This window comes from Rheinheimera gaetbuli (genome assembly GCF_054781935.1).
Window position 1 is genome coordinate 423,048 of record NZ_BAAGTL010000012.1, and the last position, 21,237, is coordinate 444,284.

Here is a 21,237-nt window from a genome sequence, read left to right on the forward strand (position 1 = left end):
GTTTATAGATCCCGGCAGAAGCGGTGTTTAAGCCGGCTTTGCGCTTCATTGATTACTGCAAAGCTATCTTTTAACTGATGCCGGGACAGCCCGGATATTTCTGCCGGGTCGAGTAAATTAGTAACGTTATGTGCTTGTTGTAAATCATGCTGATGTTTTTCCCAGCGCAGTTGTGCCAGCACATCAAAGGCATCCTGCAAGTTTTGGCTGTCTTTGCTGTCGATAATGCCCTCAGTAACCAGGGCGGTTAGCCTGCTACGGGTGTTAATCTGATAAATACCTGCCGACAACGCATAAACTCTGACCAAATCCGTGATCAACGAAATGCCACGTTTTTTTAGGTCCAGACCTTTTTTATGTTTACCATCTTGTTCGAGGATAAAGTTCTTAAAAAAGCCCAGTGGCGCGGTGCGTTGCAATGCGGCTTGTGCAAGGTGATACAAAAACAGCGGTGCTTGTGCTGTGCACTGTAAAATATCTTCTTGCAGTGCATTAAACAGGCCTTTGCTGCCATCAATGACTCGCATATCAAAAAAAATACTGGCTTTTAACAATGCTTCGGGGGTTGGTGTGGCAATCCAGCGGGCAAAACGGCCCGACCAACCTTTTAAACTCAGCCGTAATTCAGCATTAGTCGCCATAATATTGCCCGGACACAAAGTGACACCGCATTGTGCCAGACCACTACAAACGATTTCGGCCAGCGCACTAAAGTAGTCACCAATGTCACCTGACGGGTCTTTTTCTAACAATAGCGCATTGTCCTGGTCAGCATTTAAGCTCTGATCCATGCGTGCCTGCGAGCCAAATGCCAACCAGCTGAACACACAAGGTGGCTCACCCAGTTGTTGTTGTGCCAGATAAATCAGCCGCTGTGTCAGCGCATCGGTAATGGTGGTTATAATGTGTCCGGCTTCGTGTGCCGGTACTTGTTGCTTGCTAAGGGTTATGGCCAGGTCGGGTATATGTTGGCTGCAGCGCTCCAGGCCATCAATGCTGTTTTGCCGGTGAATTTCACCAATTAAGTACACCGGATGATCTTGCTGGCTACGGATAATATCAGTGGCAGTTAACATGCCGCAGCACAGGCCCTGATCTGTTACCGGTAAATGATGGATATTATGCTGGCTCATTTGCTGCACAGCTTCATAAAGGTAGGCATGACGGTCAATGCTTTGTGGTTGGCGCGTCATGACCTGACTGATTTGAGTGTTGGCGGGCAGCGCATTCGCAAGTACCCGGTTACGCAAATCACGGTCGGTTAAAATACCGACTAGCTTGTCGTGCTCTTCTACCAGCAAAGAGGATACCCGTGTATCAGACATTAGTTTGGCAGCGTCTTGCACACTCTGCTCCGGGCGTATGGCAATTTTGCGTTGTTGCACGATATCACTGATTTTTAGTGTAAAACGAGAGCTTTGTTGTTGTTCGCGGTACTGATGCAAACGGCGGCTGAATAAACGCTGGAAAAAAATATCAATGTTTTTGTACTGATAGCGACACTGATGAAAGGCTTCAGCCGAAACAAAGTATACCAGGCCATCTTCATCACACAGTAGGGTGTCATTGTCAGTCAGGCCGGTTAGCAATTGCTGGTAGCCATAAAAATCAGCGCTTTGCAGCTTGGTTAGTAGTTGTTGCTGGTCGCTGTATAGCGTGAAAATACCGGTGCGTACTAGTAACAGCCGGTCACTGCTGACATTGACACTATCTTGCGCTTGATAGTAATGCACATTAATTTGGCTTGCCAGTTGTGAGAGCGCCGCCTCGTCGAGTTGATCAAACGGCGTGGTATCGGCTAAAAAACGGGTGACGTCTGCAACTTCCATTTTAGCTAAACCTCAATTATTGCCTGAACTAACTGTTACACACGGCGGTTAACAGCGGGTCATCGGCAGTGAGTTTTTGCCAGATATTGCTAACTGGGGTGTCAGCTGCGGGAATATCCAGCTGCTGGTTGAATTCTGTTCTGGCGTGTTGTTTACAGTGCAACACCACAGGCACACGGCGGGCGGTGGCTCGACGCTGAAAAAAATACAAATCAACCAGCACAATTTGGCTATTAAGTTGATTTTGTGCGGCATTGTTAACGTCTGCTGCAATAAAACGTAATGTTTGCGGGTACAGGTAGCTCCAGGGTCGCCAGGCGGCTTTTTCTTGTACGGTTTTTACCACGACAACGCCTGCTGGTAATAAACTCGCTTGATGGTCAAACCAGCTATATTCGCTGTGGATCTGAAAACCCAGCATAGTTGCGCCGGCAAAAGCGGGTATTAACCAGCGCGGGGCTTTATTGGCACTGAGTTTTCGTAACATTAGCGCGATACCTGCACCACCGAGGCCAGCAACAATGGTTGCAATCAGTTCCCAAAACATAAAGAGGTTCCTGAAAAAGACGGGCTTTCACCATGAAAGCCCGTAGTCATTGTGATCTTACTTTAATGTCTAAAGCAAGTTACAGCATTTAGTGGTCAGTTGCGGCGCCGGCACCTTTAGGGTAACGCACGCTTTCTACCAGTTCCTGGATGTGTTTTGGTGGAGCTTCAGTTGCCGATGACACCGCAAAGGCAACGATAAAGTTAATCATCGCACCCACAGCACCAAAAGACAGTGGTGATATTCCAAACAGCCAGTTAGCCTGCACGTTCTCAAACATGTTAGTACCCGGAATAAATAGTACGCCCAAATAGAGGAAGATATAGGTTACTGTGGCCACTAAGCCAGCTAACATACCCGCAATAGCGCCTTTGTTGTTCACGCGTTTTGAAAAAATACCCATCATCAACGCCGGGAAAATAGACGCCGCAGCTATACCAAATGCCAGTGCTACCGTTTGTGCAGCAAAGCCTGGTGGGTTCATACCTAGCCAGGTTGCTACTACTATGGCCACTGCCATAGAAATACGCGCTGCACGCAGTTCGCCCTTTTCACTAATTTGAGGGTTGATAGAGCCTTTAATTAAGTCGTGACTTACTGCAGAGGATATTGCCAACAATAAACCTGCCGCAGTTGATAACGCAGCAGCCAGGCCACCTGCGGCAATTAAGCCGATAACCCAACCAGGCAGGTTGGCAATTTCAGGGTTAGCCAGTACCAGAATGTCGTTATTAACAGTCAATTCATTGCCATTCCAGCCGCGCTCAGTGGCGGTTTGTTTAAATGACTCAGACTTGTCGTTATATAACTGAATACGGCCATCGTTGTTTTTATCGTCGAACTTAATTAAACCGGTTTGTTCCCAGTTTTTGATCCAGTCTGGCCGTTCAGCATACTGAATAGCATCCGCAGTAGGACCAGCAGGGTAGATGGTGTTTAACAGGTTTAACCGTGCCATAGAGGCTACTGCTGGGGCCGTCAAATACAGTAGTGCAATAAACACTAAGGCCCAACCGGCAGACCAGCGTGCATCTGATACTTTAGGTACGGTAAAGAACCGGATAATAACATGTGGTAAACCCGCTGTACCGATCATCAATGACAGCGTGAACAGCACCATATTCAGTTTATTTGACACATCTGCCGTGTAGTCGGTAAAGCCCAGATCGCGAACCACTAAATCCAATTTTTGCAGCAGTGGCATACCAGAGGCTGTGTGTTCAGAAAACAAACCCAGAGGTGGCAGAGGATTGCCGGTTAACTGCAATGAGATAAACACCGCAGGAATAGTGTAGGCGATAATCAACACCACATATTGTGCTACCTGGGTATAGGTAATGCCTTTCATACCGCCCATTACCGCATATAAAAATACGATTACAGCGGCGATAATCAAGCCTGTATCGCTTTCCACTTCTAAAAAGCGGGAAAACGCCACACCTGCACCTGTCATCTGGCCGATAACATAGGTTACTGACGCAATGATTAAGCAGGCCACAGCGACTAAGCGCGCATTTTTGCTGTAAAACCTATCACCGATAAACTCGGGTACGGTAAACTTACCAAATTTGCGCAAGTAGGGTGCCAGTAGCATCGCCAGCAGCACATAACCACCAGTCCAGCCCATCAAAAAGGTGGAGTTAGCATAGCCACCGGCAGCAATTAAGCCCGCCATAGAAATAAACGACGCCGCCGACATCCAGTCAGCGGCGGTAGCCATACCGTTCATCACCGGGTTAACACCACCACCGGCAACATAAAACTCTTTGGTTGAGCCTGCACGGGCCCAGATCGCAATGGCGATATAGAGCGCGAACGAGCCGCCAACAAAAATAAGATTAATTGCAAATTGACTCATGACGAACTTACTCCTCGTGCAGGCCAAATTCTTTATCGAGTTGATTCATTCTCCAGGCATAGAAGAAGATTAACGCGATAAAGGTTAAAATAGACCCCTGTTGTGCAAACCAGAAGCCAAGGTCGGTACCGCCCACACTGATGCCTGCTAACAACGGCCGGAATAAAATGCCGCCGCCGTAAGACACCAGAGCCCAGACGATGAGGCAGCCGATGATCAGGCGAAGATTCGCTGACCAGTAAGCTGCCGCGTTACTATCGTGCTCAGTCATAAATACACTCCTTTTCCTTTGTTATTTTTATCTTGCAAAGTTAATCTAGCAGTTGTTAACACAAGTGAAAGCCCGACTTTAGTCGAAGCCCGTGCGCAGATAATTGACTTGTGGGCTGCGTTAAGCCAAAAGTAATATATAAATAGTGACGGGAGAGCGCAGTGGCTGCCTGGGTAGTTGCCTTATTGGCGTTGTTGTATGTTGGTGGTTTATTTCTTATTGCCAATTGGGGCGAGCGTCATGCCGATGACAAACTCATACGAAAGTATGGGGGAGTGATCTACAGCCTGGCACTGGCAGTGTATTGTACCTCGTGGACTTATTATGGTGCTGTAGGTACTGCGGTGACGCAAGGCTGGGACTATATTCCGATTTACCTTGGTCCGATTCTGTTGTTTATTTTTGCCCAGCCGTTTTTGTTTAAATTGTTGTATGTCACCAAAAAGCAAAATGTCACCTCGATTGCCGATTTTATTGCTGCGCGCTATGGCAAGCGTAAAAATATTGCTTTGTTAGCGTCGCTGGTTTGTCTGGTGGTGGTGGTGCCGTACATTGCGCTGCAGCTAAAAGCGGTTTCCAGCTCTTATCAGGTATTACTGGGCGGTGACTTTTCGGACGATGCTGCTAATTGGTGGCAGGACAGTGCCTTCTTAAGTGCGCTGGCGATGGCGTTTTTTGCCATTTTATTTGGTACCCGCAAATTACACCTTACCGAGCAGAGCCGTGGCGTAATGGTCGCCATAGCTTTTGAATCGGTAGTAAAATTGTTTGCACTGTTAACTTTAGGGCTAGCGGTGTATGTGTTTGTGTTGTCTGATATTGGTAGCGTATTTAGCCGCTTTGCTGATCATGCCATAGCGCAACAAGCCAGCAACAGCTATGGTGTACTGGAATTTATCACCAAGACAGTATTGGCTACCACGGCGGTGTTTTTGTTGCCGCGCCAGTTTCATGTCGCTTTTGTAGAAAATGTTTCACATCACCATTTACGCCATGCCCGGCGCTGGTTTTCACTGTACTTATTTTTGGTAACCATAGTGGTGATACCAATTGCCATTGGCGGTATGCAGTTATTTCCGCTGGCACTAAGCTCTGCAGATAGTTTTGTGCTGAAAATACCAGCGCATTCAGGCTGGAACACGTTAAGTGTACTGGTATTTATTGGAGGCTTCTCTGCAGCAACGTCGATGATCATCATTTCGACACTGGCGTTATCTACCATGATAAGCAACGATGTAATAATGCCCGGCTTATTACGTAGCAGTAAACGTCAGGGCTTACCGCATGACTACAGCCTACTGATCCTGCTTGTAAGGCGCAGTATGGTTGTGCTGGTTATGTTGTTATCGTATCTGTATTACCGGATGTTTGCCCGTAACTATGAACTGGCAGAAACGGGTTTATTGGCATTTGCGTTGGTTATTCAACTGGCACCGGCGGTAATAGGCGGTTTGTACTGGCGTCGTGGTAACGCCTGGGGCGTCTATTTAGGCTTATCTACCGGCTGTGTGCTGTGGTTTTATACCCTTATGTTACCTCAATTGGTAAGCACTGGCGCCATAGCCAGCAATATTATGCAAACCGGCTTGTTTGGTTGGTCCTGGTTGGTTCCTAATGCGTTGTTTGGTGCCAGCCTGGACAGCCTGAGCCATGGTGTGCTGTTCTCCACTGGTTTTAATTTGCTGTTTTACATTGCCGGTTCTCTTCTTACGCAGGTTAGTTTGCAAGACAGATTACAGGCAGTTGCCTTTGTTAAGCCTAATTTGCCGGTTAATCATCAAGATACACCGGCACGGCGCATCCGTATTCGTAATACTGATTTAAAAATTTTACTCGAACGTTTTGTTGGCGCTAGTCGCGCCGCTGAATGTTTGCAGGAGTATGGCAAAAAGCAGCAACAAACTCTGCAGTTAGATGACTATCCCAGTGTTGGTTTGGTAGAGCATGTTGAGCGTGAATTGGCCGGTGTTATTGGTGCATCATCGGCCGCGGCGATGGTGAACGCTGTGTTGGAAGGTCGCCAGCTGGGTTTTGAAGATGTGGTTACTTTATTTGATGATACTACTCAGGCAATTCAGTTTTCACGCAAAATTCTGTTTTCAACACTCGAGCACCTAAGCCAGGGCGTGAGTGTTGTCGACCGCGAGCTGAAGCTGGTGGCCTGGAACAAAGCCTATCTGGAAATGTTTGACTATCCTGAAGCCATGGTGCGGGTAGGCCGGCCTGTGGCTGACATAGTGCGCTTTAATGCCGAACGTGGGCTCTGTGGCCCCGGTAGCGCTGATGAGCATGTAGATAAGCGTATTCAGCATATGCAAAAAGGTACCGCGCATGTATTTCAGCGGGTGCGACCAGACGGCAAAGTAATTGAAATGCGTGGAAATCCGATCCCCGGTGGCGGCTTTGTAACCAGCTTTACCGATATATCTGATCACGTTCAGGCGGTGCAGGCACTAGCAGAGGCAAAGCAACATTTGGAGGATAGGGTACAAGAGCGCACGCAGACTATATCAGAGATCAACCACGAGCTACTGGCAGAGGTAAGGCGGCGGCGCGAAACCGAGCAACAATTGCTGCAAGCTAAAGCAGAAGCAGAGGTTGCTAATGCATCAAAGACCCGCTTTCTGGCGCTGGCCAGCCATGACATCTTGCAACCGCTCAATGCTGCCCGTTTGTTTACTGCAGCACTGGGCGGTAGTAAAGATGTGCAGCAACAGCAGCATATTATCAGCCAGTTGGATAATTCACTGAAGGCCTCAGAAGAGCTGATTTCAACCTTGCTGGAGATTGCCAAGCTTGATGATGGTAAGCTCACTCCAGATGTACAAACGGTATCTTTGCAAGAATTGCTCAGCCAACTAGCTGATGAATTTGGCTTGCTGGCACAACAAAAAGGCCTGCAGCTTAATGTGCGTCAGGCAGGCTATCATGTGCAAACAGATGCAACTTATTTAAGGCGCATTTTGCAAAATATGTTGTCTAACGCCATCAAATATACAAAACAGGGCCGTATTTTACTCGGTTGTCGCAAACGTGGTGAGCAATTGGTTGTGCAGGTGTGGGACAGCGGCCCCGGTATTGCTGAGCCAGATTTACTGCGTATATTTGAAGATTTCTACCGCATCGATGCAACGGCTAAAGGCCAACAGGGGGTAGGTCTGGGCTTGGGAGTGGTAAACCGGATGGCAAAACTGCTGGGCCATAAACTGCAGGTTCAATCCTGGCCCGGCAAAGGCAGTATGTTTAGTATTAGCTTGCCGCTACTCAGCACTACCGTGCGCCAGATGTTACCTTTACCTGGCCATAATGCACAGCGACCGGTACCGGGCTTATCAGTGGTTTGTATCGACGATGACGCTGCTAACCTGGCGGCGCTAAAGGTGCTGCTACAGCAATGGCAGATAGCCGATGTTGAGTGTTTTTATGATGATGACAGTCTGATGGATTATGCCAGAGCACACCCTGCACCTGATGTGTTGTTAATTGACTATCAGCTTGGCCAACAACTGGATGGATTAAGTTTATACAGCCGTATCAAGCTGGTTTGGGGCGAGGTGAGTGGTATCCTGGTGTCAGCGTCACCAGAGGCGGGTTTGGCTATGAAGGCTAAACAGCATGGGTTGATGTTTTTAGCTAAACCCATTAAACCGGCAGCACTGCGTGCCAGCTTAAACCATCTTAAAATGCTTAAACGGGCGCAGCAGTAGTTAATGTTGCGCCATGGCTTTATTAACCGGCGGCTCCAGTGTTAAACGCTGGGCCTGTATCACCACTTGTGTGCGGTTAGTAACGCCCAATTTACGGAATATTGCCGTGATGTGTGCTTTAACCGTCGCTTCAGAAATGTGTAAGTCGTAGGCAATTTGCTTGTTAAGCCAGCCTTCGGTCAGGTAATACAGCACTTTATACTGCTGCGCAGTCAGTTGAGCTACCTTGGCCGCCAGGTCAAGATCATCTTCAGCTTCCAGGCCGCTGTGTTCTAACACCTGCTTTTTAATATTTTGTGGTACCCATAATTCACCTGCTAACACAGCATTCAATGCTACACTGATATCAGCCGGATTTGCTGATTTAGGTACGTATGCTGAGGCGCCAAATGCCATAACACGGCGTATAACATCTAACTCTTCGCTGGCAGAAATGACAACTATTGGTAAAGCCGGAAAGGTTTTGCGAAGCTGAATTAAGCCGAGAAAGCCACAATTACCTGGCATATGTAAGTCTAGTAGTAGTAAGTCGGTGTCTGGATGTTGCTCCAGGGCCTCACAGGTTGAGTCGAAGCTGTCTGTCTCAATGGTAGCTTTAGTGGTAAAAGTACTGCTGATGGCGTTAATCAGAGCATTGCGAAACAATGGATGGTCGTCTGCGACGATCAGTTTTGCCATCTTGTCCTCCGGCGAAAGTAATTATAATTATTATGCCATTCTAGTATAAAAGGCCGCTGCTGCGGCCTTTTATACTGAGGTTAGTCGCGCCAGCTGTCAAGGGCGCACTTGCGTTGTCGCTTATTTACGGTTCAACCTGTTGTCGACCAGGGTTTCAACGACTGACGGATCTGCCAGCGTGGAGATATCGCCTAATTGGTCATGTTCGTTGGCAGCAATTTTACGCAGAATGCGCCGCATAATTTTGCCAGAACGGGTTTTTGGTAAACCGGTAGGCGCCCATTGAATAAGGTCCGGTGTAGCAATAGGCGAAATCTCTTCACGTACCCAATCACGCAGCGCTTTAGTCAGTTCAGCACTGGGTTCAACACCTACGCGCGGCGTTACATAAACGTAAATACCCTGGCCTTTAATATCATGCGGGTAGCCTACCACAGCGGCTTCTGCTACGGCGTCGTGCGCCACCAGGCAACTTTCAATTTCTGCAGTGCCAAGGCGGTGGCCTGATATATTCAGCACGTCGTCAACACGGCCAGTAAGCCAATAATAGCCATCGGCATCACGTTTAGCACCGTCCCCGGTGAAGTACAGACCCGGATAAGTGCTAAAGTAGGTTTGCTCAAAACGTTCATGGTCGCCGTAAACTGTACGCATTTGGCCCGGCCAGCTGTCTTTGATAACCAGATTACCTTCGCACTCGCCGCTAAGCTCGTTACCTTCGTTATCCACAATGGCTGGCTTCACACCAAAAAATGGTCGGGTAGCTGAGCCGGGTTTCAGCTCTGTGCAGCCAGGCAGCGGCGTGATAAGGATGCCGCCGGTTTCTGTTTGCCACCAGGTATCAACGATAGGACAATTGCCTTTACCAAATTTTTCGTGGTACCAGCTCCAGGCTTCAGGATTTATTGGTTCGCCAACACTACCCAGTGTTTGCAGCGAGGCCAGTGAACAACCTTCAACCGGCGCATCGCCGTGTGCCATTAGCGCCCTGATTGCAGTAGGTGCGGTATAAAGAATATTAACTTTGTATTTATCGACAATTTGCGCCATGCGTTTTACGCTGGGGTAGTTCGGCACACCTTCAAACATTACACTGCTGGCGCCATTTGCCAGCGGGCCATACACAATATAACTGTGGCCGGTTACCCAGCCGATATCAGCGGCACACCAATAAATGTCTCCTTCATGGTAATCAAACACGTACTGATGGGTCATCGACGCGTATACCATGTAACCGCCAGTGGTATGTAAGACGCCTTTGGGTTTGCCGGTTGAGCCAGAGGTATAAAGAATAAATAACGGGTCTTCTGCGTTCATCTGCTCTGCAGGACAGTCGCTGCTGTGCTGGCTTAACAGCTCATGATACCAAATATCGCGGCCATCTTTACCGGCGTTCATATCGACATTTTTACCAACGTGCTTAACCACGATGACGTTTTGCACCGGCGAATCACTTCCCAGGTGCGCCAGTGCCATATCGGTATTGTCTTTTAAATTCGTTACACGACTGCCGCGTAATGCCTGATCAGCTGTTATAACTAGTTTAGAATCACAATCGACAATACGGCTACCCAATGCATCTGGAGAAAAACCAGCAAATACCACGGAGTGCACAGCACCAATGCGGGCACAGGCTAACAGGGCAACAGCTGCTTCCGGGATCATCGGCAGGTATATCGTTACCCGATCGCCCTTATTTACCCCTAGCGCTTTCATACCGTTAGCCAATTTACACACTTGCTGGTGCAACTGCGCATAGGTTACGGTTTTTTGTACTTCGGGTGAGTCTCCCTCCCAATAAAAAGCAACCTGGTTGGCCCGCTGCGGCAAATGCCGGTCCAGGCAGTTAAAGCTTGCATTGAGAACGCCATCGCTAAACCAGTTAATACTGACTTCACCTGCAGCGAAGCTGGTATTTTTTACCTGGCTAAAAGGGCTAAACCAATCTAGCCGCTTACCATGCTCTGCCCAGAAGGCGTCCGGTTCATTGACCGACTGCTGATACATTTGCTGGTATTGCGCATTAGTCAGCAATGAGCGCTCTGTTGCACCGGCAGGTACCGGATAAATTGTTGCATGTGACATAACTTCCCCTGTGTAAAGCAATGTTAAATTGAATAAAAAATCATAGTGACGTTCTATCGAAGCGTGGCAACATTTGAAATTAGACATTAGTCTAGCCAAACTTTAACCAGGCCGCGAATAGCTTACTGTTAACGATTTAATAACCAACGGGTGCTAAAAACTGCGACTAAAGGCTAATTGCAGGAATTCCGACACTGCACCACAGTTTAAGCGCTAAATTATCATTACAAGAAAAAGACGGAGAGACGGCAAATGAAAAACATAACAAAAGTATCCTACCTCGCTGCCTGCATCGCGCTGGGTACAGGCACTGCCCACGCCAACGGCTTTAATATTGGAGACACTGACGTGACCTTTGGTGGTTACGTCAAACTTGATGCGATGTATACGGACAGCTCTGACGGGCAAATTGCTACTGGCATTGGTCGTGATTTCTATATTCCTAGTTTGACGCCAGTGGGTGGCATTGATGGCGGCGGCACCTTTGACTTTCATGCCCGCCAGTCACGGTTTTTCTTTAAAACCAGCACCAAGTTGGAAAATGGCAAAACACTTGGGGGGCACATAGAGCTGGATTTTATGGCAACCGCGGGTGGTGATGAGCGTATAACCAACAGCTATTCGCCGCGTTTGCGTCAGGCGTTTATTACTTATGATGGTTGGTTGTTTGGTCAAACCTGGACCACCTTTATGGATTTAAACGCTTTGCCTGACACGCTGGACTTTATCGGTAACACCGATGCCATGGTGTTTGGTCGTCAGGCGCAAATTCGCTATACCAGTGGTAATTTTCAGGTTGCTATTGAAAACCCTGAAACCACCGTAACGCCTTTTGGCGGCGGTGCGCGCATTACAACAGATGATAATGCAACGCCTGATCTGGTGTTTAAATACGGCCAGAAAACCAATTGGGGTAACTGGTCGGTGTCGGCATTAGTGCGTCAGCTGGCCTATGAGACAGCCACTATTGACAGTACGACGTCGGCTTTTGGTATCAGTGCAACAGCCAAAATTTTGCTAAGTAACAATAATGATATTCGTCTTACCGCAACGACTGGCTCAGGTATCGGCCGCTATATTGGTCTGAATACTGCAAACGGCGCAGTATTGGATGCCAATAACGAGCTGGAAGCTATTGATTCAACTGCTTTTGCCATTGCTTATAAACACAACTGGAATAGCCAATGGCGTAGCAGTTTAGTTTATTCAATGCTGAGTGTTGATAATGACTTGTCACTGACAGGGGCCGGTGCCACCAAAACCACCAACAGCTGGACAACCAACCTGATTTATCAGGCCGCTAAAAAGCTCATGTTTGGTGTGGAATACAAGTTTGCTAATCGCGAGATTGAGTCTGGACTAGACGGTGATATGAACCGCATTCAGTTTAGTGCTAAATACGATTTCTAATATCAGCATAATTTGACCAATAAAAAGCCAGGTTTGAAGCCTGGCTTTTTTGATCTGACAGTGTCAAAAAAGGGGTGCAATAATGCGCCCCTACAACAGATTATTCGCCTGATTTGGGCTTAGTCATCGGGGCGCTGGCCGCCTGACGGGCAAAAGCTGAACCGGCAGGGCGCTCAGAGCTGGCTACCTGTGGTCTGGCTTGTACTGGCATAACTTCAGCCGCGGCTTCTGTTGCAGCGTCAGCTTGAGGTTGTTCAGGCTTTGTCATGGTTGCTACTACCATTTGCGCAAAACGGCTTTTCGCCGGAGCCGCTGTTCTGGCTGCTGGTTGCTGTTCTGCGCTAACCGTAGTGGTAACCGTTTCAGCTGCCACCGCAGGTGCAGCTATCTCAGTTGCCTCAACTGCTGATGTAGTTTTTGCTTGTACTGGCTGCTCTGCAACAACAGGTTCAACAGGTAACGCTGTAGCTGTTACTATCGCACTGTTTTGTACTACGTCAGTTGCTGCCACCGGTATAGCTTCAGCTGCAGAGGTAGCTGTGGCTGCTTCAGCCTCTGTCACTGCCTCGGTTTGTGCAGTGTCGGCTTTTTTCGCTGGTTTACGCCGGCTACGGCTTTTGGGTTTTTCGGCAACGACAGTTTCTGCAGCATCAGCTGTCTCAGCTGACACTTCACTGGCTGTTGCTTCAACAACCGCTGTTTCTGCGCCAGAGTCTACCGTTACAGCTGTGGCAGAAGATGTGTCTTGTGCATCAGCAACGACGGCTGTTTCGCTGTCGTTATCGCCGGCATCAACCGTTTCAGTTTGCTCCTGCTCTTTCTTCCGTTTTTGACCCGCTGCACGCAGATGGCGTGGCGAGCGGCGGTTACGGCTGCGTGGCTCGGTGCTCTCTGCTGTGTTGTCGTTGTCAGCTGCTTGTGGCTCTGGCTGGTTTTCTGTCGTGACAGCTGCAGGCGCTGTGTCGGTAACCGTTGTGTCGACAACCTCTGATTGTACTGCAGGGGTTAATACCGCAGCGGTGTCAGTGTTTTCAGTACTCTCTGTTGCCGGCGCTGGCGCCACAACCGGAGCAGTTGCTACTTCAGCTGCTACAACCGGTGCAAGCAATTGCGCGTCTGCTGCTTTTTCCATCCGCACCGATTTACGCATATTACGGCGTTGGCGACGCTCGGCAACACGTTGTGGTGCGTCATCATCATGCTCTTTGGCTGGCGCTGCTTTTTCTACTGGTTTTTCAACCGGCTTTTTCGCTTCTTGTGAACGGGCCGGACGCGCGTCCTGTTGTGGCCGCGCCGGACGGTCTGCACGTTCAGGGCGCTCAGGACGTTCTGTGCGCTCTTGCTTCACGCTGTCATCACGTTGTGCTGATGTAGCTTTGTCTTCGCTGTCATGACGACGACGCTTGTTGTTACGACGACGGTTGTTGTCCCGGTTGGCATCAGTACGACCGTCTTTATTGTCCCGGTTGTTGCGGTTACTATTACGCTCCGGCTGACGTTGTTGTGCTTTGGGTTGTTCGGTGTCTTCGCTTGGCGCGAAAATCTTACCAAACCAGTTGCTGATAGCTTTAAACAAACCACCGCTTTGTACTTGCGCTGCCGGTTGCTCGGCCTTCGGCGCCGGACGCGGTGCACTGCTGTCTGCAATATTGATTGCCGAGATAGCCGGCTTTTCTTTTACGGCATCTGATGCTGGCTGATACAAGGTGGTGGTCGCCTCAGGCGCTTTTACCATGTTGTAGCTAACGTCATCAATTTCTTCGTCGATACGAATACGGATCACTTCATGGTTAGGTGTTTCCAGATGTTCGTTTGGAATAACAAACACACGGATACCATGGCGGGTTTCAATGCGGCGCACAGCTTCACGCTTTTCGTTCATCAGATAGGTAGCAACAGATACCGGCACCTGAGCATGAATTTGACTGGTATTGTCTTTAATTGACTCTTCTTCAATTAAGCGCAAGATAGACAAAGCAGATGACTCGGTACTGCGAATAGTACCGCGGCCATGACAGCGCGGGCAAACATGAGTTGCAGACTCACCCAGTGACGGGCGCAGGCGCTGACGTGACATTTCCAGTAAACCAAAGCGTGAGATGCGGCCAATCTGAACCCGGGCACGGTCATGCTTTACTGCATCTTTTAAGCGGTTTTCCACTTCGCGTTGATGCCGTACCGGTGTCATGTCGATAAAGTCGATAACAATTAAACCGCCTAAGTCACGCAGGCGTAACTGGCGGGCAATCTCATCGGCAGCCTCTAAGTTAGTGTTAAAGGCCGTTTCTTCAATATCACCGCCTTTAGTGGCTTTTGAGGAGTTGATATCGATAGCTGTTAAAGCTTCGGTGCTGTCGATAACGATAGAGCCACCTGATGGCAAACGAACTTCACGGCGGAAAGCTGATTCAATCTGGGTTTCAATCTGGAAATGCATAAACAGCGGCACTTCGCCCTGATACAGCTTAACGCGATGGGTAAAGTCAGGGCGGAACTGCTGAATATAGACTTTAGCTTCTTCGAAAATGCGTGGGTTATCGATCAGGATCTCGCCAACATCACGGCGCAGGTAGTCCCGAATAGCACGAAATACCACGTTGCTTTCCTGATGAATTAAAAACGGAGAAGGGCGCTTTTGTGCTTCTTCAGTTATAGCAGACCAGTGCTTTAACAGCGCTTTTAAATCGTAATCCAGCTCTTCATAAGATTTACCTACACCGGCGGTACGCACAATCAGGCCCATGCCATCTGGCATTTCCAACTGACCCAAAGAGTCTTTTAACTCCTGGCGTTCATCGCCTTCGATACGACGCGAAATACCACCGGCACGCGGGTTATTTGGCATCAGTACTAAATAAGAACCGGCAAGGCTGATAAAAGTAGTTAACGCTGCGCCTTTTTGGCCGCGTTCTTCTTTATCAATCTGGATAATGACTTCCTGGCCTTCTTTAACGACTTCCTTGATATTAGGACGGCCATCAAAGCTGTAACCAGCAGGGAAATAATCACGGGAAATTTCTTTTAACGGCAGGAAACCATGGCGGTCTGCACCATAGTCAACGAAAGCAGCTTCTAAACTGGGTTCAACCCGGGTGATCTTACCTTTGTAAATATTGGCTTTTTTTTGTTCATGGCCCGGACTTTCAATATCCAGGTCGTATAGTTTTTGTCCATCGACCAGTGCAACGCGGATTTCTTCTTCCTGCGTGGCGTTAATTAACATTCTTTTCATCGTTAGTGACTCGCATTTTTGCAGCCACAACGCAGCCCTACGGGCACCTGCGTGTTCAGACGTTATCAAACACTAAAGGGTGCAGTCTCACGACTGGAATGTCTGAAGAAACCAAATTGTCACTGCATCAGCTTTTGTGATGGCTTTGCAGTTTATGCTGTTTTCGTTTTTGGATCTGAAACACACCGCTCTTTAGCGCTGCGTTATAGCAATATCTTATATGCTCTGGTTAACCGGAACTCATGTTTTGCCGTTATTGATAACAGATTACGCAGCATTATCTCAGGCAAATGGCGATTGGTTTACGTCGGGGGTATAAAAAACGTTGGTTTTCACCACGATTTCGGTATGATCTGTCCCCCGAGCGCTGCCGCACAAATTCTCTTACGTCACTTTGAGCGCCCTAATTGCCAGTTTTTGGCATAATTAGCGGGGTGATTATCCCACTAATGTGCAGCCGATAGCAACTGAAATCTAATATTAGCAGAGTATTCAAAATCCATGAGCGATGAAATCAAGTTACCGATACAAATGATTGAAATAGAACCTGATTTTATTGGTCAGCGTATAGATAATTTTCTATTGGCACGGCTTAAAGGCGTACCAAAAAGTGTTATTTATCGGGTTTTACGCAAAGGTGAGGTGCGAGTGAATAAAAAACGCATCAAACCCGAATACAAACTGCAGGCGAACGATGTAGTACGTATTCCGCCAATTACTGTTACGGCAGCGGCTGAGCCGATATCAGTGAAACTGTCGATGGTGAAAAACCTGGAACAGCATATTTTATTTGAAGATAACGATTTGATTGTACTCAATAAACCATCTGGCATGGCGGTGCACGGTGGCAGTGGATTGCAGTTTGGCGTGATAGAAGCGCTGCGGGCGCTGCGCCCGCAGGCGAAACATCTCGAGCTGGTACACCGGCTTGACCGGGATACGTCAGGGTGTTTGTTAATTGCCAAAAAACGCTCGGTATTAACGCATTTACATGAGCAGCTGCGCAATAAAACAGTAGAAAAAAAATACTGGGCGCTGGTGGCAGGCGACTGGGACAATAAAGTACGCAAGGTTACCGAGCCGCTGAAAAAAAATACACTGCAGTCAGGTGAACGGGTTGTCCGGGTTGATGAAAAAGACGGCAAACCGTCAGAAACCCGTTTTCGTATCTTGCAACGTTACCAGCAGGGCACATTAGTTGAAGCCTTCCCGGTAACCGGCCGCACCCACCAGATCAGGGTGCATACTGCTTGTAAGGGGCATCCAATAGCCTGCGATGACAAATACGGCGACAACACCTTTACCGCGCAGATGCAGCAAGTGGGCTTAAACCGGTTATTTCTTCATGCTAAAACCTTAAGCTTTATGCACCCGATGACAGAGACCACGATGCGGGTAGAAGCGCCGCTTGACCCTGAGCTTGAGCAAGCCCTGACCAAATTAACGAGAAAGTGATGCAGATAGCAGTAGCAGATAAGTTGATAGTTGCCGCGGAAAAAGTATCTTTGGTGGTGTTTGACTGGGATGGCACTGTGATGGATTCTATCGGGCGTATTGTGTCGTCTTTGCGCTCGGCTGCCAGAATAAGTGAACTGGTCGTACCAACCGAGCATGAGGCAAAGCAGATCATCGGTCTTAGCCTGGACCCGGCATTTGATATTCTGTTTCCTGGCATTACTGAGAAGCAACGCCAGTTAATGTTTCAGAATTACCGTGAGCAATATATGTTGCATGATACTACGCCAAGCCCTTTGTTTAGTGGTGTTGAACAGGTACTTCAGCAATTAAAAGATCGCAATATTAAACTGGCGGTTGCCACTGGCAAACAGCGGCGCGGTCTGGCTCGTATGTTTGCTGAGACGGGCTTAGAAAAATATTTTGATACCAGCCGCTGTGCCGATGAAGCGCAGTCGAAACCTCATCCGGATATGTTGCAACAAATTTTGCTGGAGCTGGATTTGCCGGCGGAGCAAGCTGTTATGGTGGGTGACACCAGTCATGATATGAAAATGGCGCAAGCGATAGCGATGCCGCGGGTTGGTGTTACCCATGGTGTGCATGACCGCGATGTATTAAGCCAGTTTGCCCCCAAAGCCATTATTGATTCGCTGCCGGAATTATTGCAGTTTATTTAAGCAGCACATTAACGCCTTCATTTAACAACATCTGGTTTAGCCGGATCAGTGGCAGGCCAATCAGGCTGTTGGGGTCGTCGCCGCTCAGTTTGCTGAACAAGCTAATGCCCAGGCCTTCGCTTTTAAAACTGCCAGCGCAGTCTAGCGGTTGCTCTTTATTTATATAGGCACGAATTTCGGCGTCGGACAAAGTGCGAAAACTGACTTCAAATGGCTCAACGGCCAGTTGGCTATTGCCATTTTGTGCATTGACCAGTGCCAGTCCGGTCAGAAAGGTGACCCTTTGCCCACTAAAGCTGCTTAGTTGCATAACGGCATTGTCAACGGTGTGGGGTTTGCCGATAATGCGCTGGTCAAAGACCGCAACCTGGTCGGAGCCAATCACCAGCCCTTGGCTTAAATTGTTTGCCACCGCATGCGCTTTTGCCAATGCTAAACGGCGCACCAGTTGCTCCGCAGTTTCACCAGGGTTGGCTGTTTCATCAACGTCTGGCTTAACAGCACAAAACTGTGATGTTAATTTAGATAACAGTTGTTGGCGATAAACGGACGTTGAAGCCAGATACAGCGGCACAGCAGAGGGGTTATACATGACAACAATAGCCTTAATAGTCTGAATGTGACGCACTATAAACAGAATGCTAAAAATGCGCGAGAAAAACGACAAAAAACTGCCAGAACCCTTTGACAGTAAAGGGGCGCTTCTATATGATGCGCGCCTTATGCAAAAAGTAAAAATGCCCGTTACTATAGATCCGGTTAAAGCAGCGCAAAAACGCTCTGACTATGATGGTTTTATTCCGCTAGTCAATTTAACCCGGTTAAGCGAGAGTCTGCTGGAACCAGCGGGCGAAGTAACGGTACGAGTTGAATGCGGTACTGACCAGCAAGGCCTGACTGTAATACAGGGCAGTGTATCTTGCGAAGTGAGTGTAACCTGCGAGCGTTGTGGCGAAGCCATGACAGTAGCACTGGACTGCAATTTTGCATACACTCCGGTCAAGCCGGATGATGACGCTGCTTTGGAGTTAATTCCTGAGCGTTATGACGTGATCGAGAAAAACGAACACGGCGAAATAAATTTACGGCAGTTAGTGGAAGATGAGCTGATTCTGGCCTTGCCTTTGTTTCCGATGCACGACGAAGCGGTTTGCACCGTTAGGACGGCAGCGATGAGCTTTGGCGATATAGGGCCTGAACCAGAAAAACCCAATCCTTTCGCTGTACTGGCAGAATTAAAGAAAAAGTGAGTTTAGGAGAAATACCATGGCTGTTCAGCAAAACAAAAAATCACGTGCTCGTCGCGATATGCGCCGCTCACACGATGCATTAACTGGCCCAACGCTGTCAGTTGATTCTACTACCGGTGAAACGCATCGTCGTCACCACATTACTGCCGATGGTTACTACAAAGGCCGTAAAGTAAAATAAGTCTGAGTGCATCGGGTGCAGCCACTTAAGCTGACACTTGCATTAGACATGATGGGGGGCGACCACGGCCCCCATACTACTATTCCTGCCGCACTGGCAGCTGTTTGCGAATTTCCTGACCTCTATCTTGTCCTCTGTGGTGATGAAGCTATCTTAACCGAGCAGCTTAAATTGCACGGCGTATTCCCGCACCCACAACTTAGCTTACGTCATTGCAGTCAGACCGTTTCTATGGCTGATAAACCCGCTGTAGCACTGCGCTCAAAACGTGACTCTTCAATGCGCGTGGCACTGGATTTAGTTGATAAAGCTGAAGTACAGGCCTGCGTTAGTGCCGGTAACACCGGAGCACTGATGGCAATGGCGCACTTTGTGCTGAAAATGCTTAATGGTGTTGACCGCCCTGCGCTGATTACGGCTTTACCGGCGATGGAGGCCAATCCGGTATATATGCTGGATTTAGGCGCAACGGTCAATTGTGATGCCGATACGTTGTTTCAGTTTGCTGTCATGGGCTCCGTAATGGCAGAGGAGGTTATCGGTATTAGCCAGCCCAAAGTGGCGCTGCTGAATATGGGTGAAGAAGAAATTAAAGGCTCAGATCAGATAAAACGCGCAGCTATGCTGTTATCTGAGTGCCATGATATTAACTATATCGGCTACATTGAAGGCAATGACATCTTCAGTGGCAAGGCCGATGTCATCGTCTGCGACGGCTTTGTTGGCAATGTAGCATTGAAAACCTGTGAAGGGGTGGCAAAGCTTATTTTGCGACGGTTTGAAGCCAGTATAAAAGACAAAGTAACTGCGCAATTATTCGGCTGGTTAATAAAACCTTTTATAAAAAACCTTTATCAGGGCGTGAACCCCGACCACTACAATGGTGCAAGTCTGATAGGATTGCGCGGAATTGTAGTGAAGAGTCATGGAAATGCGTCGAAAGATGCTTTTCTCAGTGCCATCCGGCAAGCGGTGCGCGAGGTTGAACGCCAGGTGCCCGCAAAAATTAAAGACCGGTTGGAACACGTATTAATTGATAAAGCGTAGGTCCGAATGTATTCACGCATTATAGGTACCGGGAGTTATTTCCCGTCACAGATCCGCAGCAATGCCGATCTCGAGTCTATGGTAGAAACCACAGACGAATGGATTATTGAACGCACAGGGATTAAAGAACGCCGCATTATTGCTGATGATGAAAGTGTAGCTACAATGGGAGCACAAGCGGCATTAAAAGCCATTGAAGCTGCTGGTATCGATAAAGACAGTATCGATATGATCATTTGTGCTACCACCAGTGCGTCACGTGCATTACCCAGCGCCGCTTGCGAAATTCAGCGCGAGCTGCAAATTCCCGCCATTCCAGCATTTGATATTGCCGCTGCCTGTGCCGGTTTCTGCTATGGCTTGAGCGTAGCGGATCAATATATTAAAACCGGTATTGCCAAGCGTATTCTGGTGATAGGCTCAGATTGCTTATCGCGTCTGGTGTCGCCGGAAGACAGAAGCATGGTGATCCTGTTTGGTGATGCCGCTGGTGCTGTTATTTTGGAAGCGTCAGAGCAACCCGGCATTTTGTCTACCCACATTCACGCCGAAGGTAAGTACTCAGAGTTGTTGTACGTAGACAATCCCATCCGTGGTGATGAGCAGTCGGTGCACCAATCCTGGGGCTCTATGAAGGGTAACGACGTATTTAAAGTGGCGGTGACCAAACTGTCTGAAGTGGTAGAGCAAACATTGGCTGCCAATAATCTGCAAAAATCACAAATTGACTGGCTGGTGCCGCATCAGGCCAATTTGCGGATCATCTCAGCAGTGGCGCGCAAGCTCGATATGTCGATGGACCAGGTGGTAATTAACCTTGACCGTTACGGCAATACGTCTGCGGCAACAGTGCCGACGGCACTGGACGAAGCCATCAGGGATGGCCGCATTCAACGTGGTCAGACGTTATTGCTGGAAGCTTTTGGCGGCGGTTTTGCCTGGGCATCAGCCCTGGTTCGTTACTAAAAGCCACCTTAAGCTAATTAAGCTATTAATTTTTTGCAGGA

16 protein-coding genes are annotated in these 21,237 nt (G+C 48.4%); 8 read left to right on the forward strand and 8 right to left on the reverse strand.

The features are described from left to right. Positions 1-2: 2 nt before the first annotated feature. The 4 genes from ACYVIC_RS12525 to ACYVIC_RS12540 all read right to left on the reverse strand — a co-directional run bounded on the left by ACYVIC_RS12525 (position 3) and on the right by ACYVIC_RS12540 (position 4,505). The gene (locus ACYVIC_RS12525) at positions 3-1,829 is read right to left on the reverse strand and encodes a putative nucleotidyltransferase substrate binding domain-containing protein (protein ID WP_460860414.1); all 1,827 of its coding nucleotides are present in this window, start codon (positions 1,827-1,829) and stop codon (positions 3-5) included. 28 nt (positions 1,830-1,857) lie between these two features. After that, positions 1,858-2,376 (reverse strand): hypothetical protein, encoded by a 519-nt coding sequence (locus ACYVIC_RS12530; protein ID WP_460860416.1) that lies wholly within the window; start codon positions 2,374-2,376, stop codon positions 1,858-1,860. An 88-nt stretch (positions 2,377-2,464) separates the two neighbouring features. Further along, positions 2,465-4,234 (reverse strand): sodium:solute symporter family protein, encoded by a 1,770-nt coding sequence (locus tag ACYVIC_RS12535; RefSeq protein ID WP_460860417.1) that lies wholly within the window; start codon positions 4,232-4,234, stop codon positions 2,465-2,467. Between the two features lie 7 nt (positions 4,235-4,241). Further along, on the reverse strand, positions 4,242-4,505 hold the full coding sequence (locus ACYVIC_RS12540; RefSeq protein ID WP_460860418.1) for a DUF4212 domain-containing protein: 264 nt from the start codon (positions 4,503-4,505) through the stop codon (positions 4,242-4,244). Positions 4,506-4,666: 161 nt separating this feature from the next. Between ACYVIC_RS12540 and ACYVIC_RS12545 the strand changes: the two genes are divergently transcribed. Beyond that, the gene (locus ACYVIC_RS12545) at positions 4,667-8,212 is read left to right on the forward strand and encodes a PAS domain-containing hybrid sensor histidine kinase/response regulator (protein ID WP_460860420.1); all 3,546 of its coding nucleotides are present in this window, start codon (positions 4,667-4,669) and stop codon (positions 8,210-8,212) included. On the opposite strand, the gene ACYVIC_RS12550 is transcribed toward ACYVIC_RS12545, so the two are convergent. Both ACYVIC_RS12550 and acs read right to left on the reverse strand, forming a co-directional pair. Further along, positions 8,213-8,890 (reverse strand): LuxR C-terminal-related transcriptional regulator, encoded by a 678-nt coding sequence (locus ACYVIC_RS12550; RefSeq protein ID WP_460860421.1) that lies wholly within the window; start codon positions 8,888-8,890, stop codon positions 8,213-8,215. A gap of 120 nt (positions 8,891-9,010) precedes the next feature. Then, on the reverse strand, positions 9,011-10,975 hold the full coding sequence (gene acs / locus ACYVIC_RS12555; RefSeq protein ID WP_460860423.1) for an acetate--CoA ligase: 1,965 nt from the start codon (positions 10,973-10,975) through the stop codon (positions 9,011-9,013). A 252-nt stretch (positions 10,976-11,227) separates the two neighbouring features. On the opposite strand from acs, the gene ACYVIC_RS12560 reads away from it, so the two are divergent. Next, entirely contained in the window at positions 11,228-12,385 is a 1,158-nt protein-coding gene (locus ACYVIC_RS12560; RefSeq protein ID WP_460860426.1) for a DcaP family trimeric outer membrane transporter, read from the forward strand. A 100-nt stretch (positions 12,386-12,485) separates the two neighbouring features. Here ACYVIC_RS12560 and rne read toward each other — a convergent pair whose 3' ends face one another. After that, positions 12,486-15,617 carry a ribonuclease E gene (gene rne, locus ACYVIC_RS12565; RefSeq protein ID WP_460860428.1) on the reverse strand — a complete coding sequence of 1,044 codons (3,132 nt, stop codon included), beginning with the start codon at positions 15,615-15,617 and terminating at the stop codon, positions 12,486-12,488. A gap of 501 nt (positions 15,618-16,118) precedes the next feature. Between rne and rluC the strand changes: the two genes are divergently transcribed. Then, a complete protein-coding gene (gene rluC, locus ACYVIC_RS12570) occupies positions 16,119-17,072 on the forward strand; it encodes a 23S rRNA pseudouridine(955/2504/2580) synthase RluC (RefSeq protein WP_460860430.1) in 954 nt (317 codons plus the stop codon). After that, complete coding sequence (locus ACYVIC_RS12575) at positions 17,072-17,752, forward strand: HAD family hydrolase (protein ID WP_460860432.1); 681 nt, start codon at positions 17,072-17,074, stop codon at positions 17,750-17,752. Before rluC ends, ACYVIC_RS12575 begins: the two co-directional genes overlap by 1 nt. Here the strand turns inward: ACYVIC_RS12575 and ACYVIC_RS12580 are convergent. Further along, positions 17,745-18,344, reverse strand: coding sequence for a Maf family protein (locus ACYVIC_RS12580; protein ID WP_460860433.1), 600 nt, complete (start codon positions 18,342-18,344; stop codon positions 17,745-17,747). The two genes, ACYVIC_RS12575 and ACYVIC_RS12580, sit on opposite strands and share 8 nt — an antisense overlap. 55 nt (positions 18,345-18,399) lie before the next feature. Here ACYVIC_RS12580 and yceD point away from each other — a divergent pair, with 55 nt between their 5' ends. The 4 genes from yceD to ACYVIC_RS12600 are packed head-to-tail and all read left to right on the forward strand — an operon-like array spanning position 18,400 to position 21,196. After that, positions 18,400-19,002: a 23S rRNA accumulation protein YceD gene (gene yceD, locus ACYVIC_RS12585; protein ID WP_460860435.1), complete on the forward strand. Its 603-nt coding sequence runs from the start codon at positions 18,400-18,402 to the stop codon at positions 19,000-19,002. Positions 19,003-19,018: 16 nt separating this feature from the next. Continuing rightward, complete coding sequence (rpmF, locus tag ACYVIC_RS12590; RefSeq protein ID WP_008223049.1) at positions 19,019-19,183, forward strand: 50S ribosomal protein L32; 165 nt, start codon at positions 19,019-19,021, stop codon at positions 19,181-19,183. A 6-nt stretch (positions 19,184-19,189) separates the two neighbouring features. Continuing rightward, positions 19,190-20,230, forward strand: coding sequence for a phosphate acyltransferase PlsX (gene plsX / locus ACYVIC_RS12595; RefSeq protein ID WP_460860436.1), 1,041 nt, complete (start codon positions 19,190-19,192; stop codon positions 20,228-20,230). 6 nt (positions 20,231-20,236) lie between these two features. Then, positions 20,237-21,196, forward strand: a complete 960-nt coding sequence (locus ACYVIC_RS12600; protein ID WP_460860438.1) for a beta-ketoacyl-ACP synthase III — start codon at positions 20,237-20,239, stop codon at positions 21,194-21,196. Positions 21,197-21,237: the final 41 nt, after the last annotated feature.